This is a genomic window from Halorubrum sp. GN12_10-3_MGM (genome assembly GCF_005435235.1).
In the GTDB taxonomy this organism is placed as follows: Archaea; Halobacteriota; Halobacteria; order Halobacteriales; family Haloferacaceae; genus Halorubrum; species Halorubrum ezzemoulense.
The window spans coordinates 94,173-116,298 of the sequence record NZ_SGUB01000006.1 but is presented as its reverse complement, the minus strand read 5'-3'; the positions used below and the strand labels follow the sequence as shown (position 1 = coordinate 116,298).

At 71.0% G+C, this 22,126-nt stretch carries 20 protein-coding genes; 9 read left to right on the top strand and 11 right to left on the bottom strand.

Annotated elements, in window-relative coordinates; genetic code table 11:
* The first annotated feature begins 37 nt into the window (after positions 1-37).
* The 6 genes from EXE47_RS06730 to EXE47_RS06705 all read left to right on the top strand — a co-directional run bounded on the left by EXE47_RS06730 (position 38) and on the right by EXE47_RS06705 (position 6,705).
* Positions 38-1,462, top strand: coding sequence for an ABC transporter substrate-binding protein (locus EXE47_RS06730; protein ID WP_089308752.1), 1,425 nt, complete (start codon positions 38-40; stop codon positions 1,460-1,462).
* Positions 1,462-2,373 (top strand): ABC transporter ATP-binding protein, encoded by a 912-nt coding sequence (locus EXE47_RS06725; RefSeq protein ID WP_049932950.1) that lies wholly within the window; start codon positions 1,462-1,464, stop codon positions 2,371-2,373. Before EXE47_RS06730 ends, EXE47_RS06725 begins: the two co-directional genes overlap by 1 nt.
* The gene (locus EXE47_RS06720) at positions 2,370-3,068 is read left to right on the top strand and encodes an ABC transporter ATP-binding protein (RefSeq protein ID WP_049932949.1); all 699 of its coding nucleotides are present in this window, start codon (positions 2,370-2,372) and stop codon (positions 3,066-3,068) included. Before EXE47_RS06725 ends, EXE47_RS06720 begins: the two co-directional genes overlap by 4 nt.
* Positions 3,065-4,117, top strand: a complete 1,053-nt coding sequence (locus EXE47_RS06715; RefSeq protein ID WP_137708100.1) for a branched-chain amino acid ABC transporter permease — start codon at positions 3,065-3,067, stop codon at positions 4,115-4,117. Before EXE47_RS06720 ends, EXE47_RS06715 begins: the two co-directional genes overlap by 4 nt.
* 199 nt (positions 4,118-4,316) lie before the next feature.
* The gene (locus EXE47_RS06710; protein WP_089308751.1) at positions 4,317-5,501 is read left to right on the top strand and encodes a branched-chain amino acid ABC transporter permease; all 1,185 of its coding nucleotides are present in this window, start codon (positions 4,317-4,319) and stop codon (positions 5,499-5,501) included.
* Between the two features lie 151 nt (positions 5,502-5,652).
* On the top strand, positions 5,653-6,705 hold the full coding sequence (locus EXE47_RS06705) for a 3-oxoacyl-ACP synthase (protein WP_089308750.1): 1,053 nt from the start codon (positions 5,653-5,655) through the stop codon (positions 6,703-6,705).
* Between the two features lie 312 nt (positions 6,706-7,017).
* Here the strand turns inward: EXE47_RS06705 and EXE47_RS06700 are convergent, their stop codons facing one another.
* The 4 genes from EXE47_RS06700 to EXE47_RS06685 all read right to left on the bottom strand — a co-directional run bounded on the left by EXE47_RS06700 (position 7,018) and on the right by EXE47_RS06685 (position 10,841).
* Positions 7,018-7,428, bottom strand: a complete 411-nt coding sequence (locus tag EXE47_RS06700) for a MaoC family dehydratase (protein ID WP_089308749.1) — start codon at positions 7,426-7,428, stop codon at positions 7,018-7,020.
* Between the two features lie 83 nt (positions 7,429-7,511).
* Positions 7,512-8,744 carry an FAD-dependent oxidoreductase gene (locus EXE47_RS06695; protein WP_089308748.1) on the bottom strand — a complete coding sequence of 411 codons (1,233 nt, stop codon included), beginning with the start codon at positions 8,742-8,744 and terminating at the stop codon, positions 7,512-7,514.
* A 181-nt stretch (positions 8,745-8,925) separates the two neighbouring features.
* The gene (locus EXE47_RS06690; RefSeq protein WP_049932943.1) at positions 8,926-9,159 is read right to left on the bottom strand and encodes a YgaP-like transmembrane domain; all 234 of its coding nucleotides are present in this window, start codon (positions 9,157-9,159) and stop codon (positions 8,926-8,928) included.
* Between the two features lie 59 nt (positions 9,160-9,218).
* Positions 9,219-10,841 carry a cryptochrome/deoxyribodipyrimidine photo-lyase family protein gene (locus EXE47_RS06685; protein WP_089308747.1) on the bottom strand — a complete coding sequence of 541 codons (1,623 nt, stop codon included), beginning with the start codon at positions 10,839-10,841 and terminating at the stop codon, positions 9,219-9,221.
* Positions 10,842-10,954: 113 nt separating this feature from the next.
* On the opposite strand from EXE47_RS06685, the gene EXE47_RS06680 reads away from it, so the two are divergent.
* Entirely contained in the window at positions 10,955-12,853 is a 1,899-nt protein-coding gene (locus EXE47_RS06680; RefSeq protein WP_089308746.1) for a prolyl oligopeptidase family serine peptidase, read from the top strand.
* Between the two features lie 117 nt (positions 12,854-12,970).
* On the top strand, positions 12,971-13,822 hold the full coding sequence (locus EXE47_RS06675; RefSeq protein ID WP_049932940.1) for an NAD(P)-dependent oxidoreductase: 852 nt from the start codon (positions 12,971-12,973) through the stop codon (positions 13,820-13,822).
* A 10-nt stretch (positions 13,823-13,832) separates the two neighbouring features.
* Here the strand turns inward: EXE47_RS06675 and thiE are convergent, their stop codons facing one another.
* Positions 13,833-14,465 (bottom strand): thiamine phosphate synthase, encoded by a 633-nt coding sequence (gene thiE / locus EXE47_RS06670; RefSeq protein ID WP_049932939.1) that lies wholly within the window; start codon positions 14,463-14,465, stop codon positions 13,833-13,835.
* A 101-nt stretch (positions 14,466-14,566) separates the two neighbouring features.
* Here thiE and EXE47_RS06665 point away from each other — a divergent pair, with 101 nt between their 5' ends.
* Entirely contained in the window at positions 14,567-16,018 is a 1,452-nt protein-coding gene (locus EXE47_RS06665; protein WP_089308745.1) for an MATE family efflux transporter, read from the top strand.
* A gap of 21 nt (positions 16,019-16,039) precedes the next feature.
* On the opposite strand, the gene EXE47_RS06660 is transcribed toward EXE47_RS06665, so the two are convergent.
* The 6 genes from EXE47_RS06660 to EXE47_RS06635 all read right to left on the bottom strand — a co-directional run bounded on the left by EXE47_RS06660 (position 16,040) and on the right by EXE47_RS06635 (position 22,110).
* The gene (locus tag EXE47_RS06660) at positions 16,040-16,897 is read right to left on the bottom strand and encodes a mechanosensitive ion channel family protein (RefSeq protein ID WP_089308744.1); all 858 of its coding nucleotides are present in this window, start codon (positions 16,895-16,897) and stop codon (positions 16,040-16,042) included.
* 127 nt (positions 16,898-17,024) lie between these two features.
* Complete coding sequence (gene cofG / locus EXE47_RS06655) at positions 17,025-18,188, bottom strand: 7,8-didemethyl-8-hydroxy-5-deazariboflavin synthase subunit CofG (protein ID WP_049932936.1); 1,164 nt, start codon at positions 18,186-18,188, stop codon at positions 17,025-17,027.
* Positions 18,189-18,301: 113 nt separating this feature from the next.
* Positions 18,302-18,949, bottom strand: a complete 648-nt coding sequence (gene cofC / locus EXE47_RS06650) for a 2-phospho-L-lactate guanylyltransferase (RefSeq protein WP_089308743.1) — start codon at positions 18,947-18,949, stop codon at positions 18,302-18,304.
* Between the two features lie 18 nt (positions 18,950-18,967).
* Positions 18,968-20,146, bottom strand: a complete 1,179-nt coding sequence (locus EXE47_RS06645; protein ID WP_176450647.1) for a tubulin/FtsZ family protein — start codon at positions 20,144-20,146, stop codon at positions 18,968-18,970.
* A gap of 109 nt (positions 20,147-20,255) precedes the next feature.
* A complete protein-coding gene (locus EXE47_RS06640) occupies positions 20,256-21,152 on the bottom strand; it encodes a complex I NDUFA9 subunit family protein (RefSeq protein ID WP_089308741.1) in 897 nt (298 codons plus the stop codon).
* Positions 21,153-21,252: 100 nt separating this feature from the next.
* Positions 21,253-22,110: a universal stress protein gene (locus tag EXE47_RS06635; protein ID WP_089308740.1), complete on the bottom strand. Its 858-nt coding sequence runs from the start codon at positions 22,108-22,110 to the stop codon at positions 21,253-21,255.
* Between the last annotated feature and the right edge of the window lie 16 nt (positions 22,111-22,126).

The window sequence follows — 22,126 nt, the reverse complement described above, 5'->3', positions numbered from 1 at the left end:
TCGGCCCTTCATGGTGGTGTCCGGTGTCGAACACTGTATGCGAGACGAACACACACGGCGAGCGTATCTGCGACGAACCGGCGCCGCGGTCGGCGCGGCCGGAATCACCGGGCTGGCCGGCTGTTCCGGCGGAGACGGGGGAGATGGCTCCGACGGCGGGGACGGCTCGGACGGGGGCGACGGCTCGGGCGGGGGCGACGGCGGAGACGGCGGCGACCTCTCCGGCGAGACGGTCCGGATCGGGGCGCTCCAGCCGACCTCCGGCGACCTCAAGTACTACGGGCAGATCAGCCTCCGCGGGTTCTACTCCGGGTTGGCGTACAAGCACGACCTCGACCCCGTCGAGGAGGCGACGCCGGGCACGTACACGGTCGAGCCCGATGGCGGCCCGACCTACGAGATCATCGTCGAGGACACCGGCTTCAGTCCGGATACGGCCCAGAGCGTCGCGACCGACCTCGTCTTGGAAGAGGAGGTCGACATCCTGTTCGGCGGGACCTCCTCCGACAGCGCGCGCCGGCTCATCAACACCGTCGTCGACGAGACGGACATCCCCTACCTGATCGGGCCGGCGGCCGACGCCGGCATCACGGTGAGCGACGAGTTCTGTCACCCGATGGCGTTCCGCGCGAGCGAGCACACCGCGATGGACGCGCGGGCGGGCGGCACGTACGTCGCCGAGAACTTCGACATCGACACGGTCGCGGTGTTCGCGTCCGACAACGCGTTCGGGCAGAGCGTCGCGGAAAACTACACTCAGGTATTGGAGAACAACGGGGTGGAGGTCTTGGAACCCCGCTTCGTCGAGGTCGGGTACTCCGAGTTCGACGGGCTCTTCGAACAGGCGATGTCGGACGGCGCGACGGGCGTCGTCGGCGGCTTCACCGCGTCCACGCTGCCGCAGTTCCTCACCTCCGCGATCTCCTACGACGTCCAGGTGTTCGGCGGGTTCGCCGCCCTGCTGACGACGCAACTCATCGGCGGGACCATCGAGTCGGCGCTGGGCGAGGGCTTCACCGAGCAGGATATCAAGGACGCCGGGCTCGGACCGTTCACCAGCCGGTACCACTGGAACCAGTACGAGAACTCGATCAACGAGGAGTTCCGGCAGCTACACATCGACGCGTACGGCATCGTGCCGGACCTGTTCAGCGCCGGGACGTTCACCGCCGCCTCGGCGCTCTCGCAGGCCGTCTCGGAGACCGGCTCCACGGACGGCGCCGACATCGCCGAGGCGCTGCGCGGCATGACCGTCGCTGAAACGCCGAAGGGCGCGGACGGGTACACCTTCCAGGAACACAACAACCAGGCCGCCTCGCAGATGACGGTCGCGTGGCCGGTCCCGACCAGCGACGAGTACGCCGACACCTGGGGCGCGCCGATCATGCCCGGCCAGCCCCTCGAACGGCTCGACGCCGAGGACGTGATGGTCCCCGAAGAGGACGCGAGCTGCTCGCTGTAATGCTGCTGGAGACCGAGGGGCTCACGAAGCGCTTCGGCGGCATCACCGCCGTCGACGGCGTCGACTTCGCGTTGGAGACCGGCGAGCTCTGCTCGATCATCGGCCCAAACGGCGCGGGGAAGACGACGTTCTTCAACCTGCTCACGGGCGTGTTGGAGCCCTCCGACGGGAGCATCCGGTTCGCCCCATCGGGCGGCAGAGACGCGGGGGCGGCCTCCGCCGGTGCCGACGGGACCGGCTCCGCGATCGACATCACGACGGCCTCGCCGGACGAGACGGCGCTCGCGGGGATCCACCGGTCGTACCAGATCACGAACCTCTTCCCGACGCTGTCGGTGCTGGAGAACGTCCGCGTCGCCGCGCAGGCGAGCCGCGGGAACGACTCGTGGAAGCTGTGGCGCAACGTGACCGACTTCGAGGACCACTACGCGGAGGCGACCGCGATCCTCGAACGGATCGGGCTGGCCGAGGAGGCCGAGACCGTCACGCAGAACCTGAGTCACGGCGAGAAGCGTAGCCTCGAGATCGGGGTCGCGCTCGCCGGCGACCCGGATCTGCTCCTGCTCGACGAGCCGACCGCCGGCGTGTCGAGCGAGGGCGTCGACGAGGTCGTCGCGCTGATCGAGGACGTGGCCGAGGATCACTCGGTGATGCTCATCGAACACAACATGGAGGTGGTGATGGACATCTCCGACCGTATCGCCGTCCTCCACCGCGGCGAGCTGATCGCCGACGGGCCGCCCGAGGACGTTCGCGGCGACGAGGACGTTCAGGAGGCGTACCTCGGCGGGTACGGCCGCGAGGGATCCGCCGACGGACGAGAGCGCTCCGCCGACGAGGGAGGGCGCTCGGACGGCGACGCGGCCGCCGACGGCGGCCGACGCGTGCGCGCCGGGGGTGAGTCGCGGTGACGACGCTCGAACTCGACGGCGTCCACACCTACTACGGCGAGAGCCACATCCTTCAGGGGTTGTCGCTGTCGGTCGAGGCGGGCGAGATCGTCGCCCTCGTCGGCCGGAACGGCGTCGGGAAGACGACCACGCTCCGCACCGCGCTCGGGCTCACGCCGCCCCGCGAGGGGACGGTCCGGTTCGACGGGACGGACGTGACGGGGATGGAGCCCCACGAGATCGCCGCCCGCGGCATGGGGTGGGTGCCGGAGGAACGACGCGTATTCTCGCATCTCACGGTCGAGGAGAACCTCCGCGTCGCCGCCCACTCGGCCGCCGATCCCGGCGCTCGGATCGCGGGGGCGTACGAGCTGTTCCCGGCGCTCGACCGCTTCGCCGACAAGGAGGCGGGCGACCTGAGCGGCGGGCAACAGCAGATGCTCGCGATCGCCCGAGGGATGCTCGGCGACAACGACCTGCTGCTCGTCGACGAGCCGAGCGAGGGGCTCGCGCCACAGATCGTCGAGGACGTGGTGGAGGCGCTGCGCGCGGCCTCCGCGGACACGACGATGGTCCTCGTCGAGCAGAACTTCCGGCTGGCGATGGATCTGGCCGACCGCTTCTACCTCATCGACCACGGCGTCGTGGTCGAGGAGGGAGAGACCGCCGGCGTCACGAGCGAGGACGAACGGATCCGGAGGTACCTGACCGCATGAGCCTCGGACCGCTCGCGGGGACCGCCGCGCAGGTCGCCCCGCTCGTCGACCCGGGCGCGCTGCTCGCGACCGGCGGCGCGGTCGACGGCCTCCAGACGGCCACTCGCGTGCTCGCCGAGGGGATCGGCAAGGGCGCGGTGTACTTCACCATCGCGGTCGGCCTGACGCTTGTCTTCGGGCTGATGGGCGTGCTCAACTTCGCGCACGGCGCGATCGCGATGGTCGGCGCGTACCTCGGCGGCTTGGTGCTCGTCCTGTTCGTCGGGGCGAACACCGGGACGGTCGCGACGATCCTCGTCTTCTTCGTCGCGCTGGCGCTCGTGTTCGCGGTCACCACCGCGGCCGGCAGCGCGATGGAGGTGACGCTCATCCGGCCGATCTACGACCGGACGCCTACCTACCAGATCCTGTTGACCTTCGGCGTCTCGCTCATCATCGAGGAGGTCGCCCGGATCGTCTTGACGCTCCGGGGGATCCAGCCGAACCCGCAGTGGCAGGCGCCGATGGGCACCGCGCCCGACGTGCTGCTCGGGCGGACCGAGCTGCTCGGCGTCGGCGTCAGGCGGCTGTACCTCTTCGAGGTCGCTATCGGCGCGGTCGTCGCCGTCGCCGTCTGGGCGTTCCTGACGAAGACGCTGTACGGCCTCTACATCCGGGCCGGCAGCGAGGACACCGAGATGGTCCAGGCGCTCGGCGTCGACGTGCGGCAGGCGTTCACCGTCGTCTTCGGCGTCGGGACCGGCCTCGCCGCGGTCGGCGGCGTCCTGCTGATGTGGGACCCGATCTGGGGCCCCAGCGTCCTCCTGAGCATCGACGTGCTGCTGTACGCGTTCGTCGTCGTGATCATCGGCGGGCTCGGGAGCTTCACCGGGACGCTCGTCGCGGCGGGCATCGTCGGGATCGCCGACTCGGTGACGACGTGGTTGTTCACCACCGGGATCGTCACTTTCCCCGGCCTCTCCGAGGTGACCATCTTCCTCCTGCTCGTGGTGATGCTGATACTCCGCCCGCAGGGGCTCTACGGCGTCGAGGAGGTGGGAGGCCATTAGCGACCCCGACTCCGGTGTCGACGCGGACGCCCCGGCGGACTCCGACGGGTCGGTCGGCGACGCGGGCGCACCGGTCGGCGGTTCCGGCGCTCACGTCGACGAATCGGACGCTCCCGTCGACGAGACGGATCCGGTTCCGCCGTCGAAGGCAACCGGCGGCCTCCGCGAGTACCTGCGAGACCACGCGGTTCACGCGGCCGTGATCGTCGGGTTCCTGCTGTATCCGCTCGGCTACGAGGCGCTGCTCGCGACGCCGGCGGCGCCGCTCGCGGAGACGTTCCTCCCCGCGATCACGTTCATGGTCGTGGTGCTGTACATGGGGCTGTTCGCGATGAGCTTCGACTTCGTCAGCGGCTACACCGGCTACCTCTCGTTCGGGCACGCCGCCTTCTTCGGGACCGGCGGCTACTTCGTCGTCCTCGCCGCGAACGGGCAGGTGCCGGGGGTCCCGGGCGGGACGCCGTTCATGATCACGCTCCTGCTCGGCGCGGTGGTGGCCGGCCTGCTCGCGCTCGTCATCGGGTCGGTGTCGTTCCGGCTCACGGGCGTCTACTTCGCGATGATCACGCTCGGGTTCGCGCAGGTGATCTACGAGCTGATCCGCTCGTGGGGGTACGTCTCGACGAACCCGACCGAGGGCGCGACGGTGAGCGGCGACGCGCTCGCCATCGGCGTCCCCTTCGTCGACGCGCTGAGCCTCGACGTGGGGCGGCTCACGGGCGAGAGCGTCGAGAACCTGCTCGGCCTCGGGATCGACCTGTCGGCGACCGTGGTCTCGTACTACGCGCTCGGGATCGTAGTGGTCGTCTGCTACTTCGCGATGCAGCGGATCATCCACTCGCCGTTCGGGCGCGTGATGATCGCGATCCGCGAGAACGAGGAGCGCGCCCGGGCCGTCGGCTACGCGACCTACCGGTTCAAGCTGGCCGCGTTCGCCATCAGCGGCTTCTTCGGCGCGGTCGCCGGCGGGATTTTCGCCGCCTACTCGCGCTCCGTCGCGCCCGACGGGACGTTCTACTTCCTCGTCACCGCCGACGCGCTGATCACGACGATCGTCGGCGGGTTCGGCACCCTCGCGGGGCCGGTGTACGGGACCCTGTTCACGCAGGGGTTAGAGGACGTGCTCTCGACCGAGAGCGGCGGGATCGCGACGCTGCTGCGCGAGGAGCTCCCGGCGAGCGTCCTCGAAGCGGATCTGTTCGGGATCAGCGTGGAGCTGTTCGTCAACACCGCGGTCGACGGGCGCGCCCCGCTGTACCTCGGGATCATCTTCGTGCTGTTCGTGCTGTTCGTCCCGAACGGCATCCTCGGGACGCTACGCGACCGGCTCGGCGGCACCGTCGGGAAGCGGCTCCCGGACCACCTGCGGCGCTACCTCCGGTAGCGTCGCGGGCCCGCGGCTCCGCGGCCTCCGTCGCACGTCCCGCGACGGACCGCGACGTAGACACACGACACATGACCGATATCACGCGATACGACGGAGCGAACCGAACGCGGCGCGGCGAACCGGACCGAACGCGGCGCGGAGGAGACGGATGACCGTCTCGATCACCGGACTGGGGACGTACGTCCCGGACGAGACGATCACCGGCGAGGCCATCGCGGCCGAGAGCGGCATCCCGGAGGAGGTCGTCGTCGAGAAGATGGGCGTCCGTGAGAAGCACGTCTGTCCGCCGGACGACGACCACGCGACCGACATGTCGGTGACGGCCGCCGAGCGCGCGCTCGCGGACGCCGACGTCGATCCGGCCGACCTCGACGTGGTCGTCTACCACGGATCCGAGTACAAGGACCACGTCGTCTGGTCGGCCGCGGCGGCGATCACCGACCGACTCGGGGCGACGAACGCGTACGCGACCGAGAGCTACACGCTGTGTGCGGGCGCGCCGATCGCGCTCCGACAGGTGACCGCCCAGCTGGAGACCGAGCCGATCGACACCGCGCTGCTCGTCGCCGCGAGCCGCGAGGAGGACCTCGTCGACTACGGCAACGAGGACAGCTCCTTCATGTTCAACTTCGGCAGCGGCGCGAGCGCGTTCGTCGTCGAGGCGACCGACGGCGGATCGGTCAACGACGAGGCCGATCGCTTCGACGGTCGAGCGCGAGCGACCGTCCGCGCCAGCGCGGCCCAGACCGACGGCTCGTTCGCCGGCGACGTGGTGATGCCGGCGGGCGGGTCGAAGCGCCCGCCGAGCGAGGAGACCGTGCGCGAGGGGCTTCACACCCTCGACGTGCCCGACCCGGACGGGATGAAAGAGCGGCTCGGGCCCGTCTCGCTGCCCGCGTACCTCTCGGTCGCCGACACGGCCCTCGAACGGTCCGGGCTCGACCGCGACGACCTCGACTTCGTCGCGCTCACCCATATGAAGCGGTCGTTCCACGAGCGGGTCCTCGACGAGCTCGGCCTCGATCCGGGGAGCGACGGCTACTACCTCGACGAGTTCGGCCACGTCCAGAGCGTCGACCAGGCGCTCGCGCTGGAGCGTGGCGTCGAGACCGAGCGCCTCGAACCGGGCGACCTCGGCTGCCTGCTCGCGGCCGGGACGGGGTACACGTGGTCCGCGACAGTGATCCGGTGGCGAGGCTGACCGCTTGTAAACAGCGGAGCGTCTCACGGTTCTCCAGAACTCGCAAGACAGGGGGCTCGACTGATCTCTGTGCGGTTCCGTCCGAGACGAACGATTCGATTACTTACACTGTTACGTCGCGGCTGCCCCTTTGAGTTCCCGCCCCGCACAGCACCTCACGCCTCCCCAGCCTCGTCGCTCACGCCCTCCGGGCGTTCGCGACTCCCTCGCGCACTCCTCGCGGCCGCCTCCGGCGCCCGCTCGGAGGCACGGGCCACCGCTTCGACGCGTCGTCATTTACAAAATGGCTCGGCCGAGCGCCGCCTCCGTCGGTCAGTCGCTGTCTCCGTGCGGGACGGACAGCACCGTCGCCTCGCCGGAGAGGACGCGCTCGTCGCGCTCGGGGACGGTCGCGGTCGTCTCGACCGCGACCCGGTCGCCGCCGATGTCGTCGATGACGCTGACGCTCGCTTCGACCGTCTCCCCCGGGTACACCGGCTTCTCGAACGACAGTTCCTGCGAGAGGTAGACGATGTCGCCGGAGAGCCGCGCGAGCGCCGCGGAGACGACCGCGGCCGAGATGATTCCGTGCGCGACGCGGCCGCCGAACATCGTGTCGGCGGCGTACTCGTCGTCGAGGTGGATCGGGTTCTCGTCGCCCGAGAGGGCCGCGAACGCCTCGATCGTCTCCTCGGTGATCGTTACTTCGTGCGTCGCCGTCTCGCCGACCGTCGCGACTGGCATACCGATCGGACGCGCGCCCGCCGCCTCAATCCCGCGGTTCAGCCTCGAACCCGTGCGGCGTCGGGGACTACCTCCGGCGTGGATCAGTCGTCCGCCGGCGCGTCGACCACGTCCGCGTCGGTGGGGTTCGCGCCGCCGTACGCCTCGACCAGCTCGTCCAGTCGGTCCGGATCGTCGGCGTGGGCCAGCGGCTCCGTCGCCGTCTCGCAGGCGGCGTCGACGCCGAGGCGGTCGCAGACCTCGTCGACGGTCGTCTCGGCCATCTGGCGGTAGGTGGTCAGCTTGCCGCCCACGACGCTGTACAGCCCGGCCGCGCCGTCGCGGTCGTGGTCGAGCAGCGTGAACCCGCGCGAGATCCCGCGGCGGTCCGACCCCGCCTCGTCGGGCGAGTAGAGGGGGCGGACGCCCCACCACGTCCGGACCGTCGGCGCGTCGGCGACCGCGGGGAGCATCGCGGCGCACTCCTCGACGGAGCGCTCGATCTCCCAGTCTTCCGTCTCGTAGTCGTCGGGGTCAGAGACCGGCACGCTCGTCGTCCCCAGCACGACCTCGCCGTCGTGGGGCACGACGATGTCACCGTCGTCGGGGTCGCGACACCGGTTCAGCACGGGCGGCGCTCCGTCGTACTCCACCGAGACCATCACGCCCCGGCTCGGGGCCATTCCGACCTCGACGCCGGCCATCTCGGCGATCGAGTCGGCCCACGCACCGGTGGCGTTGACGACGATGTCCGGGGTCAGGGTCGCATCGACCGCGCCGCCGACGCGGACGGACTCGACCGCGCCGTCGCGGACCGTCACGTCCTCGACCGGCGCGTGCGGGTGAACGGTCGCGCCGCGGCGCTCGGCGTCAGCGGCGTTGGCGGCAACCAACCGGGACGGATAGATGACGCCGTCGGGCACGCGGAACGCCTCTTGGACCTCGTCGGCGAGGCCCGGCACCGCCTCGCTGGCGGCGTCGCCGTCGAGCCGTTCGGTCTCGATGCCGATCGCCTCGCAGGCCGCGATCTTCTCCTCGAAGTAGTCGGGGTCGTCGCCGTCGAGCCGGACGAACAGGCCGCCCGTTTCGCGGACGCACGCCCCGGCGATATCGCGGAGCGTCCGGTTCTCGACGATACACTCCTCGGCCCCCTCGGCGTCGGCCTCCGCGTAGCGGGCCCCGCTGTGGAGGAGGCCGTGCGACCGACCGGAGGTGCCGCTACCCAGGCCGCCGCGGTCGACGAGCGTCGCGTCGACGCCGCGCATGGCGAGGTCCCGAGCGATGCCCGTTCCCGTCGCGCCGCCGCCGATGACCAGCGCGGTCGGGTCGTCGCTCACGCGTCGGTCACCCGGGTTGGCGCGGGAGCGTGCTCCGCCGCGAGACGCCGTCGATTCCGGTCACTGTCGATCATGCCATATATACGCATTCCGCGCACTTGAGACTGCCGTCGAACGAGGGAGAAAACCGGTTTCGAAAGGGTGTTACCGGCCGAATTCCGGATCCGGCCGCGACGGCGGCTCAGCGCGGTCCGCCGGCGTCGGCGGGGCAGGTGTCGACGCCGAGCACGGAGTAGAGGCCGCAGGTCCCGGTCGCGGCGGTCGCGAGCATCGCGAGGGCGACGACGCCGAGCACCGGGGCCGCGACCGCGGGGAGGGGCCCGGAGCCCGCGAGGGTGGCTAACGAGGCGGCACCGGCGACGGCACCGACCGCAGTCCTGACGCGCTTGTCCATCGCACCGACGTTTTGGTTCATGCGTCACAATACGGCTCACGGCCGTATGAACCTTTCCACCGCCGACTCGCCTCTCGCGTTCACCCGAACTCGTCGAGGCCGGTCTGCGAGGTCGCGTCGGCGTCGTCCCCGTCCGCCTCGGCCAGCTCGCCGTGGTCGGCCGCGATCGACCGCGCGGCCCCGACACCCCCCGACAGCGACGCGCGTCGCGCGATCTCTTCGTCGCCGAGGCGGGCCGCGGCCGCGCCGTGGACCGCGCCGTAGCGCTCGCGGAACTCCTCCCGGGCCGCCTCGTAGTCGACGACGGGATACGGGTACGCCTCGCCGATCTCGATCCCGACCTCGCGCTGGACCGCGAGCGGCGTCTTCTCGGGGGCGTCGAGGTGCGCGGCGGGGAGCGGGTCGAGCTCGGGGACCCACCGCCCGACGAACTCGCCGTCGGGGTCCTGATCGCGGACCTGCTTGCGGGGATCGTACAAGCGCAGTCCCGGGCGGCCGACCAGCCCGCACTGCGACTGCCACTGGGTGTAGTTGATCGCGGGGTCGCCGTCGATCAGGTGCTCGTAGAAGTGGTCGGCGCCGATCCGCCACGGCTGTTGGAGGATGTGAAAGTAGAACGACGCGCACAGCGCCCGCATCCGGAAGTTCAGCCACCCCGTCTCGCGCAGGCAGCGCATGCTCGCGTCGACCATGGGGAACCCCGTCTCGCCGCGCTTCCACGCCGCGACGAGGTCCGGATCGTGGCGGTCGCCGTTGAACCCCTCGTACACCGGGTTCACTGCGCGGTCGAGCCACCCCGGCCAGTCGAGCAGCTTCTGCGTGTAGTGGCGGTTCCAGAACAGCCGCGAGACGTACATCGACTTCCCGCGCCCGTCCGGCGCGCGCTCGTCGACGTGGCGGTGGACCTCGCGGACCGACAGGCAGCCGAACCGGAGGTACGCCGAGAGGCCGCTCGTCCCCTCGCGGGCGTCGACCGGCGAGGATATCGATCCCGGATACTCGGCGATCCGCTCCGCGAACGCGCGGAGTCGATCTTTCGCCGAACCGCGTCCGCCCGTCGGGACGCGCGTCTTCGTCGGGGCGACTCCGTAGGCGTCGCTCACGCGGTCCGGGCTGACGCCCGTCTCGACGCGCTCGACCGCGACCGACCGGGGGTCCCAGTCGAACGGGTCGGCGGCGAACCAGGACTCGACGCGGTCGCTCCAGTCCTCGCGGGGTCGGTCCGCGTCGCGGACGAGCCCGTCGCCCGCGACGAAGCGGACGCCGAGCCGCTCGCGGGCGCGCTCGTCGCGCCGGCGGCCGTACCGCCCGCTCGCCGTCGCGCTCGCGACGACCTCCCAGCCGGCGTCGACGAACCGGGCGAGCACGTCCAGCGGGTCGCCGTGGCCGTACGTCAGCCCCGCCCCGCCCACGTCGCGGTACTGGCGGTCGAGGTCCCGCAGGCAGTCGTGAAGGAACTCGATCCGGGCGTCGCAGGCTGCGCCGCGCTCGTCGTAGAAGCCGGGGTCGAAGACGAACAGCGGGAGGATCCGGTCGGCGTCCGCCGCGGCTGCCGCGAGCGCGGGGTTGTCCGCGATCCGCAGATCGTCTCGGTGCCAGACGACGGTGCCCGGCTCGTCGGGAGCGTCGTCGGACCGAGAGATCGACCGAACCGCATCCGGGCCGGGAGCCCTCGGAAGCGGCGCGTCCTCGCCGGGAGCCATGGGTTAGCTCCGTTACGAGTTCCCGTCGCATGGGCCTGTCGGCCGGGCTCGGACGCGGCGCGGGCTCGGGGACGGGAAACGTTGAATAGGGTTCCGCCACCGTTACTTCACGGATGTCTGACACAGACGAGACCGACGTACTGCGCGAACTCGCCTCGCTGCCGACGATCGCGAGCCCGCGCGTGTCCCCGGACGGCGAGACGGTCGCCCTCTACTACGACGTCACCGGCCGCAACGAGCTTCACCTCCTCAACCCCGCCGACGGCTCGTTGGAGCAGCTCAGCGACGGCGACGTGCCGCGCTCCGTCCGCGCCGGCTTCGAGTGGGACCCGAGCGGCGACCGGCTCTTCTATCACCGCGACGAGGGCGGCGACGAGCAGCACGACGTGTGGGCGATGTCGCTCGACGGCGAGAGCGAGCCCGTCGTCGAGATGGACGGCCAGATCCGGCTCCACGACGTGGGCGAGGACGGCGAGACGCTCCTGCTCGGCTCCAGCCGCGACGGGCAGATGAACCTCTACCGCCACGACGTGTCGACCGCCGAGACGACGAAGCTCACCGACTACGAGCGTGCGGTCGCAGCCGGCGAACTCTCCCCCGACGGCGACCGGATCGCGTACACCACGAACGAGACCGACGCCTACGAGAACAGCGACGTGTACGTCGCCGACGGCGACGGGTCGAACGCCGTGAACCTGGAGATCGGCGATGTCGGCGCCGAGGCCGCGCCGGCGGACTGGGGTCCTGACGGTGACCGCCTGCTCGTCGTCGACAACACCACCGACCTCGGGCGGGCCGGGATCGTCGACCTCGCCGACGGCGTCGAGGACGCGACGGTGACGTGGTTCGGCGAGGGCGAGTTCGAGGAGTCGCCGAGCCACTTCCTCGAGGGCGGCGACCGGTTCGTCGTGAGCCGGACGCGCGGGGCGGTGACGGTGCCGGTCGTCTACGACGCCGACACGGGCGAGAGCGAAGAACTCGACTTCCCCGCGGGCGTCGCGAGCGTCACTGAGGGCCGGCTGGCCGACGACCGCCTCCTCGCGTACCGGACCACGTCGAGCCGGCGGCCGGAGCTGGTGGCGTACGATCTCGCCACCGACGACGCCGAGACGGTGTTCGACGCGGAGTACGGCCCGTTCGACCCCGACGACTTCGTCGAGCCCGAGACGGTCTCGTTCGTCTCCGACGGGGTCCCCGAGACGCCGGCGCGGGCGGTCGACCACGACCCCTACGAGGAGTTCGAGATCGAGGGGCTGCTGTTCGACTCCGGTCGCCGACCCTCGCCACTGGTCGTCAATCCGCACGGGGGGCCGCGACACCACGACATGCGGCGGTTCAGCTACCGCGTCCAGTTCCTGCTCTCGCGCGGCTACTCCGTGCTTCAGGTGAACTACCGCGGCTCCACGGGGCGCGGCCGCGAGTTCGTCGAGGAGCTGTACGACGACTGGGGCGGCGCCGAGCAGGGCGACGTGGCGACGGGCGCCGAGCACGTCCTCGACGAGTACGATTGGCTCGACGAGGACCGCGTCGCCGTCTACGGCGGCTCCTACGGCGGCTACTCCGCCAACTGGCAGATGGTCCAGTACCCGGACCTGTACGCCGCCGGGATCGCGTGGGTCGGCGTGAGCGACCTGTTCGACATGTACGAGAACACCATGCCCCACTTCCGGACGGAGCTCATGGTGAAGAACCTCGGCGAGCCGGACGAGAACGAGGCGACCTACCGGGAGCGCAGCCCGGTGAACTACGTCGAGAACGTCGGCGCGCCCCTCCTAATCGTCCACGGTGTCAACGACCCGCGGGTGCCCGTCTCGCAGGCGCGGATCCTCCGCGACGCGCTCGACGAGGCCGGCTTCGAGGAGGGCGACGACTACGAGTACGAGGAGCTCGGCGAGGAGGGCCACGGCTCGGGCGACATCGACCAGAAGATCCGCTCGCTGGAACTGCTCGACGACTTCCTCGACCGTCGGATCGGCGCGGAGCGCACCGCCGTCGCCTCGCTGGACGACTAGCGAGGCGCGGTTCGGGCATTAGCGACGCGGCGTTCGACTGACGCCGGCGGTCGACTGGTGTCGGCGGGCGGGACCGATTACGCCGTGGTTTAACACGCGGTCGGTCGAACGGGGGGTATGGCACTCGCGGACCCCGATCTCTCGGACTCGACGGCGTTCATCACCGGAACGACGCGCGGCATCGGCAAACAGATCGCGCTCGCGCTCGCTGACCGCGGCTGTAACGTCGTCTCGACCGGCAAGACGACGGACGACGACGACTCCGAGCTGGCGGGGTCGATCGAGCAGACGGCCCGGGAGGTGCGCGAGCGCGGGCCGGAGGCGCTCGCGCTCGAACTCGACCTCCGCGACGAGGACCGCGTCGAGGCGGTCGTCGAGGAGGCGATCGACCGCTTCGGCGAGGTCGACATCGTCATCAACAACGCGAGCGCGATCCAGCTGGCGAACGTCGCGGACCTCCCGGCCGACCGGTTCGACCTCCTGACCGACGTGAACGTCCGCGGGACCCACCTCGTTGCGCACGCGTTCGCCGACCACCTCGCGGGGCTCGACGAGGCGTGGCTGCTGTCGAACTCGCCGCCGATCGTGACCGACCGCTCACCGGGGAAGGCGCCGTACGCGTGGTCGAAGCTCGGCATGTCGTTCATCACGCTCTCGCTCGCCGAGGAGCTGGCGAGCGACGACGTGGGCTGTAACACCTTCTGGCCGGTGACGACGATCGACACCCGCGCGACGCGCTACTTCGGGCTCGGGACGGAGGACGACTGGCGCACCCCCGAGGTCGTCTCCGACGCCGTCCTCGAGATCCTCGCGCGCGACCCCGCTGAGTGTACGGGCAACAGCTTCTACGACGAGGACCTGCTCCGCGAGGCGGGCGTGACAGACTTCTCCGCGTACAACGTCACCGAGGGCGACCCCGCCCCCATGTCCGCGCGGCTGTTCGCGCCCGAGTTCGAGCGCGAGGACTGAGCGGGTCGACTCACTCCGTGACCGCCGCCCGCAGCGCCGCGGTCGCCGCTTCCGGGTCCTCGGCGGCCGTGATAGCCGACAGCGCCGCCACGCCGGTCGCCCCCGCCTCGACCACCGGCGCGGCGTTCCCCGCGTCGACGCCGCCGATCCCGATCACCGGGAGGTCGACCGCGTCGGCGACCGCGGCGATCCGCTCCGTCCCGATCCCGTCGCGGTCGCCGGAGACGTCCTTCGAGTCGGTGCCGTAGACGGCGCCGACGCCAAGGTAGTCGGCCCCAGCGGCCTCGGCCTCGCGCGCCTGCTCCACCGTCGAGGCCGACACGCCGACGACGGCGCCTTCTCCCAGCCGCTCGCGGGCGACCGACACCGGGAGGTCCGTCTGCCCGAGGTGAACCCCGTCCGCGTCTATCGCGGCGGCGAGGTCGATCCGGTCGTTCACGAGCAGGGGGACGCCGGCCGCCGCGGTCAGCTCCCGGAGCCGGAGCCCCGTCTCGTACCGCTCGCGGTCGGTGGCCGCCTTGTCTCTGAGCTGGACGACATCGACGCCGCCGGCGAGCGCGGCCGCGACGACCTCGGGGGTCGACCGCCCCGCGGACCGGCTCACCGCGGTGACGAGGTATGTTCGCCACTTAGTGATATTCATGCGTAATCATCGGCCGCGAGTCGGTGAAAACGGTTGCGCTCCGACCGCGTCCCCACCCGCGACGGACAGACACAAACCCGCCCGGCCCCTACGATAGTTCCATGTTCTCCCGGCTCCGGCGGATCGTCGCTCGCGTCGCGGAGGCGGTGGCGGGCGCGCTCGACCGGGCCGGCGTCATCGACCGGTCGCGGCTCGACGAGACGATGGGGCTCGCGTGGCCCCGGATCGTGACTGGGTTCGCGATCATGTCGAAGAACACCGTCGACCTCGCAGTGATCGGCTACGCGGTCGGCGTCTCCGCGGTCGCCGGGCTCGGGTACGCGTTCGCGTTCTGGCAGCTCGCGAAGTTCGTCTCCATCGGGCTCGCCGGCGGCACCGTCTCGCTCGTCTCGCAGAACTACGGCGGCGACGAGCGCGGGCGGGCGGGGCTCGTCGTCAAGCAGTCGCTGATCGTGGCCGCGCTGCTCGTCGCGCCGATCGTCGCGGGGTACGTCCTCGGCGCGGAGCGACTGGTCGCGCTCGTGGGCGGCGACGGCGCGGCGCTGTCCGCCGGGACGACCTACCTCGTCGTCACGGCGCCCGCGCTCGCCTTCGAGTTCTTCAACATGATCGCGAGCCGGACGTACGCCGGCGTCGGCGACACGGTCACTCCGATGGTCGCGCGAGCCGGCGGCGCGCTGTTGAACGTCCTCCTCACGACGTGGCTCGTCCTCGGGGCCGGCATGGGCGTGTTCGGCGCCGGGCTCGGTACCGCGGTCTCCATCGCCGCCGTCGGGCTCGTCCTCGCGTGGGGGATGTCCGGGCGGTCGTACTTCGGCCGCGGCGCCTCGCCGGTCCCGGTCGGGCGCTCCGGGCCGTGGTTCGACCGCGGACTGACCCGGCAGCTGCTCCGCGTCTCCGCGCCGCTCATCGCGCGGCGCGTCGCCGAGGGGATCGTGGTCTTCCCGCTCCTGTGGATCGCGTCGTCGTTCGGCTCCGCGACGGTCGCCGCACTGGAGGTCGGCCGCCGGGTCAGAGCGCTGCTCGGCAGCTTCAGCTGGGGGTTCTCGATCGCCGCGAGCACGCTCGTCGGCCAGCGGCTCGGCGCGGGCGAGGAGTCGCTCGCGACCGCGTACGGCCGCGACGTGATCGCGCTGTCGGCGGTCGTCTACGTCCTCGCGTCGGCCGCGGTGATCGCCGCCGCCGGCCCGATCGCCGGCGTGTTCGTCGACGATCCGGCCGCGGTGAGCGCGACCGCGGCGTTCATCGTCGCCGCCGCGGTGAGCGCGGTGCCACTCGGCGTCGACGGCTCGATCACGGGGTCGCTCCGCGGCGCGGGCGACACGCGCTGGCCCTTCCTCGCGTCGATGGTGGGACTGTACGTCTTCGCGCTTCCCGTCGCGCTGGTCGGGCTCGTCACGCCGCTCGGCGTCGGCGGCCTCTACGCGGCGCTGGTCGCGGAGAAGCTCGTCCCCGCCGGACTGAACGGCTACCGGTTCCGGTCGAACCGGTGGCAGGCCGTCAGCCGGCAGTACCGCCCCGACGCGGGCGAGGTGGAGGAAGAGGTCGGATAGGGCCGCGGGCGGATCGGGAGCCTACTCGTCGGCGACGTCCTCGATCACTTCGACGCTGCCGGTGAGCTGCCGGTGGACGTACGGCATGTCAATCCCGGCGTCGTCGAACGCCTCCTTCACCGCGGTGACGTACTCGGAGCGCACGCGGACGAAGTCGCCGCGGTCGGGGTCCGCGATCCACCAGCGCGACTGGAGCCCGACGGCGGAGTCGCCGAGCTCGACGAGCCGGACTGAGACGCCCGGGTCGTCGAGGATCTCCTCGTGGGCCTCGGCCTTCTCGACGATGATGTCGGTCGCCGTCTCGATGTCGTCGTCGTAGCCGATCCCGAAGACGAACTTCTGGCGGAGCGTGTCGTAGGCGACGGGGTTCGTCACCGCGCTGTTCGCGAGATCACCGTTCGGGACGGTGACCAGTTCGTTGTCGAAGGTCCGGACCCGCGAGACGCGGAGATCGATCTCCTCGACGCGGCCGGACATGTCGCCCCACTGTATCCAGTCGCCGACCTCGAACGGCTTGTCCTTCAGGATGAACACGCCGGCGACGAAGTTGCCGAGGAGGTCCTGCGCCGCGAAGCCGACCGCGAGCGCGATGGCGCCGCCGAACACCGCGAACGCCGAGAGGAAGCCGCCGTAGCCGGCGACGGCGAAGCCGATGGCGATCGCCGCCACCCAGACCACGGCGTTGAGCACGTTCGTCCCGAGGCTCACAACCGCCTCGTCGAAGCCGCGCGACCTGACGATCCGTCGGAGCCCCGGAATGACGACGTACTTGCCGAGCAGCAGCACGGCCAGGAACCCGGCGACGAACCCGACCACCGAGGTCGCTATCGCCGCGACGTCGACCGCGGTTGTGACCGCGTCGAGCTGTAAGAGAAGCATCACCCGCCCTTTCACGAGGATATATAAAGAAGCTACTGGCGGCGCGGTTGTTTACGTCCGGTGGACGGACGGCCGCGTGGGAAACCGGTCGCTCGCACGGGGCAGCGGTCGCCGGCGGGAGACCGCGTCAGTCGCTCCGTACCGCGAGCGGTCCGTCGCCGCGGGCGACCGCGCGCAGCCGTCGACCGTGGACGTCGTCCGCCGCGATCCGCTCGCGGACCGCGGGCGGGATCCACGCCTCGCGACCGTCCGGTTCGGGCGCCGGCTCGACGCCCGCGGGGCGAACGTCGTCCGGGAGGTAGCGGGCGTACGTCGGGAGCCGCTCGCGGAGCGGGACGCCGCCGGCGTCGGCGACCGCCTCGAGCCCGCGGAGGTCGGGCCACTCGTACGCCGGGTTGATGTAGTCGTCCGTCACCGGCGAGACGCCGCCGAGGTCGTCGATCCCGCAGTCGACGAGGTCCGCCGCCGGCGAGAGGTTCGGCGGTACCTGAACGGACACCTCCGGCGGGAGCGCCGCGCGCGCCATCGCGACGACGCGGCGCATCGTCGCGAGGTCGGGCTTCGGGAAGTCCGAACGCTCGTTGGGGACGACGTTCTGTACTATCACCTCCTGGACGTGGCCGTGTCGCTCGTGGAGCTTACGGATCGCGAGCAGGCTCTCGGCACGGTCGCGCCAGTCCTCGCCGATCCCGACCAAGATGCCGGTCGTGAACGGGACCCTCTGTCGACCCGCAGCGCGGATCGTGTTGAGCCGCTGGCCGGGCGTCTTCCGTCGCCCGCCGCTGTGCGCGTCCACGTCGGCGGTCGTCTCCAGCATGACGCCCATGGACGCGTTCACCTCGCGGAGGGCGGCGAACTGCGACTCCGTCAGGTCGCCGGGGTTCGAGTGCGGGAGCAGCCCCTCCTCCAAGGCGATCTCGCAGGCCCGGTGGAGGTACTCGTGGATCGAGTCGAACCCCCACTCGGCGAGCGTCTCGTGGACCTCGGTGTACCGGTCGTCCGGCTCGTCGCCGAAGGTAAACAGCGCCTCCGTACAGCCCGCGTCGGCGCCGACGCGGCACTGCTCGCGCACCTCCTCGGGCGACAGCAGCGACGCCTCCCCGGGCGCGTCGTAGTAGGTACAGTACGTACAGGTGTACCGACACGCGGTGGTGAGGGGAATGAAGACGTTGCGCGCGAAGGTGAGCCGGTCGGCCGCGTCGACGTCGCCCGGGCTGACGGAGAGCAGTCGCTCGACCGCCCGCTCGTCGACCGCGACATCGACCCCGTACTCGTCGGCCCCGGCGAACACGGGCGTCACTCGCGGTCGATGTTTAAAAAGGATCGCGGTTGCGGATCCCCCGGCGACACCGCGAGTGGTTACGTTGGCGCCCCCTTCGGTCGCACGACCAATTTCGACGGCGCTCACTCTCGGACGACGCTCACGCGACCCTCGGACGCGTCGAGCGCGAAGCCGGCCTCGCGGAGCCACGTCGCCGCGCGCCCCTCGCCGTGGATCAGGACCTCCGCGAGATCGGCCGGCTCGTCGACGTCGGTGCCGAGCCGGTGCGAATCGACCGTCTCGAACGCCGCGCCGACCGCGGCCGCGATCTCGCGGTGGTCGAGGTACGACGCGCCGTGGTAGTCCACGCGGAACTCGGGGTGGGAGGCGACGAACGCGTTCGTGCCGCCGCCGCGACCCGGGGCGACGGCCACGTCGGCGTCGCGGCCGGCCGCGAAGAGCCGGTCGAGCGTCGCCGGCGTGGCGAGCGCGAGGTCCGCCATCACGACGGCGGTTGGCTCGGGCGGGCCGTCGGACTCGTCGTCGGCTCCCAGTCGCGTGTCGAGCGCCCCGTTGACCGCGTCCGTCAGCGGGCGGTCGTCGACGGTGACCGGCCGGTCGAGGTCGACCGCGTCGGTCGCCAGCACGCGCGGCTCACCGCCGGCGGCGGCGACGGCGTCGAGCACGTCGTCGAGCATCGCCCGCGCAAATGCCACGCGCTCCTCGGGGGCAAGAACGCTAGAGAGCCGCGACTTCGGGCGGTCGGTCGAAAAGGGAACGATGACCTCCATCGCGGGGAGCGGCGCGCCTCAGAACAGGGATTCCAGCTCGTCGCTGTCGTCGCTGACGAGCTCGTCGAGGTTGTCGTCGCTCTCCTCGCGGATCTCGTCTAAGTTGTCCTGCGCCTCGATGGCGACCTGCTGGAGCTCCTTGATCCGCGGGACGTTCGTGACCCCCGCGAGCAGGATGACGGTCGCGACGAAGCCGGCGCCGCGGTACGGGTAGTCCCCGCCGCGGACCTCCATCGAACCGGTCTGCTCTTCGAGCCACTTCCGCCCGCGCTCGATGCCCTTCCGGTTGAGGTACTCGGGCGGACCCGCGAGCACGAGCAGCGCGCGCTCCGCGCCCTCGATCTCGCAGGGGAGCGTGAGCCGGCCGAGCGCCGCCTTGCGGACGAGGCTGGTGATCCGGTTCGTGGTGTGCGCGCTGTCGAGCTCGTCGTCGTCGCCGTCGTCGCGCAGCCGCGAGAGCAGGCCGCCCGAGGAGCGCTCCTCGACCTCCTCCTCCGCGTAGCCGACCGTGGAGACGCCGCCGCCCGAGAGCGTGTTGATGATCTCGGAGGAGTCGACAACGCTCTCGGCGACCTCCTGGCCCTGCTGGATCTCGCCGGCGCCGAAGAGGATGCCGAACCGACGGACGATCTCCTCGTTGATCTCCTCGTAGCCGCCCTGAACGGACTCGCCCGTCTTCCGCCAGGCGTCGTTGTCGAACACCATGAGGTTGTCCACCTCGCGGACGAACGTCTGGAACGACCGGGCCGCGTTGAGGGTGTAGATACCACCCTCGTCGCTGCCCGGCAGGATGCCGAGCCCGTAGACGGGCTCGGTGTAGATCCGCTTGAGGTGCTTCGCGAGCACCGGTGCGCCGCCGGAGCCCGTCCCGCCGCCGAGACCGGCGACGACGAGGAACGCGTCGACCTCGTGGACCGGGATCGAGTCGATCGCGCCCTGAACCTCGTCGATGTCCTCCTCCGCGATCTCCGCGCCGAGCTCGTTGTCCGCGCCGACGCCGTGGCCCTTCACGCGCGACTGGCCGATGAGGACGCGCTGGTCCTCGGAGATGTGTTCGAGCCCCATGAGGTCCGCCTTCGCCGTGTTGACGGCGGCGGCCGCTCGAACGATCTCGGAGCCCGTCCGCTTGTCGTACTCCAAGAACTTGTCAACTACTTTACCTCCCGCCTGGCCGAATCCGATCATTGCGAGTTTCATCGTGTGCTCCCTCCGCGTTTGAACTGAACAGAGCGTGATCTCGTATATAAGCCTTCGGTTGGCGTTACCAGCGTTGAGATTATGACAGTTGACATGTTCGCGCTCCGCGTCATCTGACCCCGAGGTGCTCCCCGAGCGTGGTCAGGTCCGCGGCGTCGACGCCGAACGCGCCGACGTCGCTGTCGGCGGTCGTGTTGTCGAACTTCAGCGACCGATACTGGTCCGGCCCCATCGGGAACCCGGGGACCGCGCCCAACACGGAGAGCCCGACCTTCGCGAGCGGCATGGGGAGCGGGACGATCGTGACGCCCTTCTTTTCGGCGTCGTAGACGAGGTCCGTGACCTGCCGGAGCGTGAGCACCTCCGGGCCGCCGATCTCGTAGGTCTCGCCGACGTGCTCGTCGTCGGTCACCGCGGCGGCGATCATCGGGACGAGGTCCTCCACGTGGATCGGCTGGAACCGGGTCTTCCCGCCGCCCGGGAGGGGGTACAGCGGGACGCCCGGCGCGAACATCCCCTTCAGGCGCTTGGTGAACGAGACGAACTCGCCGCCCTCGCCGAAGACGACGGAGGGGCGGAAGATTGTCCAGTCGAGGTCGCTGTCGCGGACGATTTCCTCCGCCTCGCCCTTGGCGCGGATGTAGGCCGTATCGCCGTTCGGGTTCGCGCCGAGCGCGCTCAGCTGGACGAACCCGTCGACGCCGCCGTCCTCGGCGGCGCGGACGAGGTTCTCCGTGCCGCCGCGGTGGATCCGGTCGTGCATACGGTTGCCGCCCTCGGGTTCGAACAGGGGCGAGAGCGCGACCAAGTTCACGACCGCGTCGTGGCCGTCGACGGTCGACGCGATCGAGTCGTAGTCGGTCACGTCTCCGCTGGCGCCCGTCACCCCGTCCGCCGTCCCGTCGGGCGAGCGAGAGAGCGCGGTCACCGCGTGACCGTCGTCCGCGAGCGCGCGACAGAGGTGCGAGCCGATAAAGCCGGTCCCCCCGGCTACCAACACTTTCATGCGATCTGTATCGCGTGGAAGGCCCGTAAACCTACCGCGGCGTCAGACGCGCCCCCGAAATCCGGCGCAGAGGCGACCGAAACGGACCCGAGCGCCCGGATCAGTCCTCGTCGGGAACCGGGACCGTCAACACCGGAACGGGCGCGCTCCGCAGGGTCCGTTCGGCGACGCTCCCCAGCAGGTATTGCCCCACGCCGGTCCGGCCGTGGGTCCCCATCGCCACGAGGTCGACCCCGGGGTCGTCGACGTACGCCCGGATCCCGCGGGCGGCGGAGGTGGCGACCTCGACCGCGCCGACCGCGTCCAGTCCGGCGGCCTCGACGCGCTCGACGCCCTCGGCGACCGCGTCGTCGGCGTACTCGGAGAGGGTGTCGACGTGGTCTCCGATGCCCACGTCGCCGGTGTCGACGACCGAGAGGACGTGGACGGTCGCGCCCGCTCGCTCCGCGACCGGCAGGGCTCGGTCGAGCGCGGCGGTCGCTGCGGGGCTCCCGTCGGTCGGCACCAGAATGTCCTCGTACGGGTACGGGACCGTTTCGTCGCCCGGACGGAGGGCCAACACCGGTACCGGCGACTGGCGGACGACGCGCTCGGTGGTACTCCCGACGAGGTGTTCGACCCCCTGCCGCCCCCGCGTCGACATCGCGACGAGGTCGGCGTCGACCTCCTCGGCGTACGCGGTGACCGTCTCCGGGACCCCACCCTGCCGGACCGCCGTCTCCGCGTCGACGCCGCGGTCGGCGGCGCGGGCGGCCGCCTCCTCGACAATCGATTCCCCCTCACGCTCTAACACGTCGACCACGTCGCCGCCGATCCGCGTCACGCTGTCGCGGGTGGTGTCCGCGACGTGGAGCACCTGGACCGTCGCGCCGTGGTCGGCGGCGATCGCGAGGATGTGGTCGAAGGCCGCCGCGGCCGCGTCGCTGCCGTCGGTGGGCACGCAGATCCGTTCGAACATACGGCCATGGTCGCGG

Coding starts and splice junctions, on each gene's coding strand:
- EXE47_RS06675 (WP_049932940.1), top strand. CDS start 12,971: ATGGCACTCGCGGACCCCGATCTCTCGGACTCGACGGCGTTCATCACC.
- EXE47_RS06635 (WP_089308740.1), bottom strand. CDS start 22,110: ATGTTCGAACGGATCTGCGTGCCCACCGACGGCAGCGACGCGGCCGCG.
- EXE47_RS06725 (WP_049932950.1), top strand. CDS start 1,462: ATGCTGCTGGAGACCGAGGGGCTCACGAAGCGCTTCGGCGGCATCACC.
- cofC (WP_089308743.1), bottom strand. CDS start 18,949: ATGGAGGTCATCGTTCCCTTTTCGACCGACCGCCCGAAGTCGCGGCTC.
- EXE47_RS06715 (WP_137708100.1), top strand. CDS start 3,065: ATGAGCCTCGGACCGCTCGCGGGGACCGCCGCGCAGGTCGCCCCGCTC.
- EXE47_RS06680 (WP_089308746.1), top strand. CDS start 10,955: ATGTCTGACACAGACGAGACCGACGTACTGCGCGAACTCGCCTCGCTG.
- EXE47_RS06685 (WP_089308747.1), bottom strand. CDS start 10,841: ATGGCTCCCGGCGAGGACGCGCCGCTTCCGAGGGCTCCCGGCCCGGAT.
- EXE47_RS06640 (WP_089308741.1), bottom strand. CDS start 21,152: ATGAAAGTGTTGGTAGCCGGGGGGACCGGCTTTATCGGCTCGCACCTC.
- EXE47_RS06705 (WP_089308750.1), top strand. CDS start 5,653: ATGACCGTCTCGATCACCGGACTGGGGACGTACGTCCCGGACGAGACG.
- EXE47_RS06645 (WP_176450647.1), bottom strand. CDS start 20,146: ATGAAACTCGCAATGATCGGATTCGGCCAGGCGGGAGGTAAAGTAGTT.
- EXE47_RS06665 (WP_089308745.1), top strand. CDS start 14,567: ATGTTCTCCCGGCTCCGGCGGATCGTCGCTCGCGTCGCGGAGGCGGTG.
- EXE47_RS06660 (WP_089308744.1), bottom strand. CDS start 16,897: ATGCTTCTCTTACAGCTCGACGCGGTCACAACCGCGGTCGACGTCGCG.
- EXE47_RS06730 (WP_089308752.1), top strand. CDS start 38: ATGCGAGACGAACACACACGGCGAGCGTATCTGCGACGAACCGGCGCC.
- EXE47_RS06690 (WP_049932943.1), bottom strand. CDS start 9,159: ATGAACCAAAACGTCGGTGCGATGGACAAGCGCGTCAGGACTGCGGTC.
- thiE (WP_049932939.1), bottom strand. CDS start 14,465: ATGAATATCACTAAGTGGCGAACATACCTCGTCACCGCGGTGAGCCGG.
- EXE47_RS06700 (WP_089308749.1), bottom strand. CDS start 7,428: ATGCCAGTCGCGACGGTCGGCGAGACGGCGACGCACGAAGTAACGATC.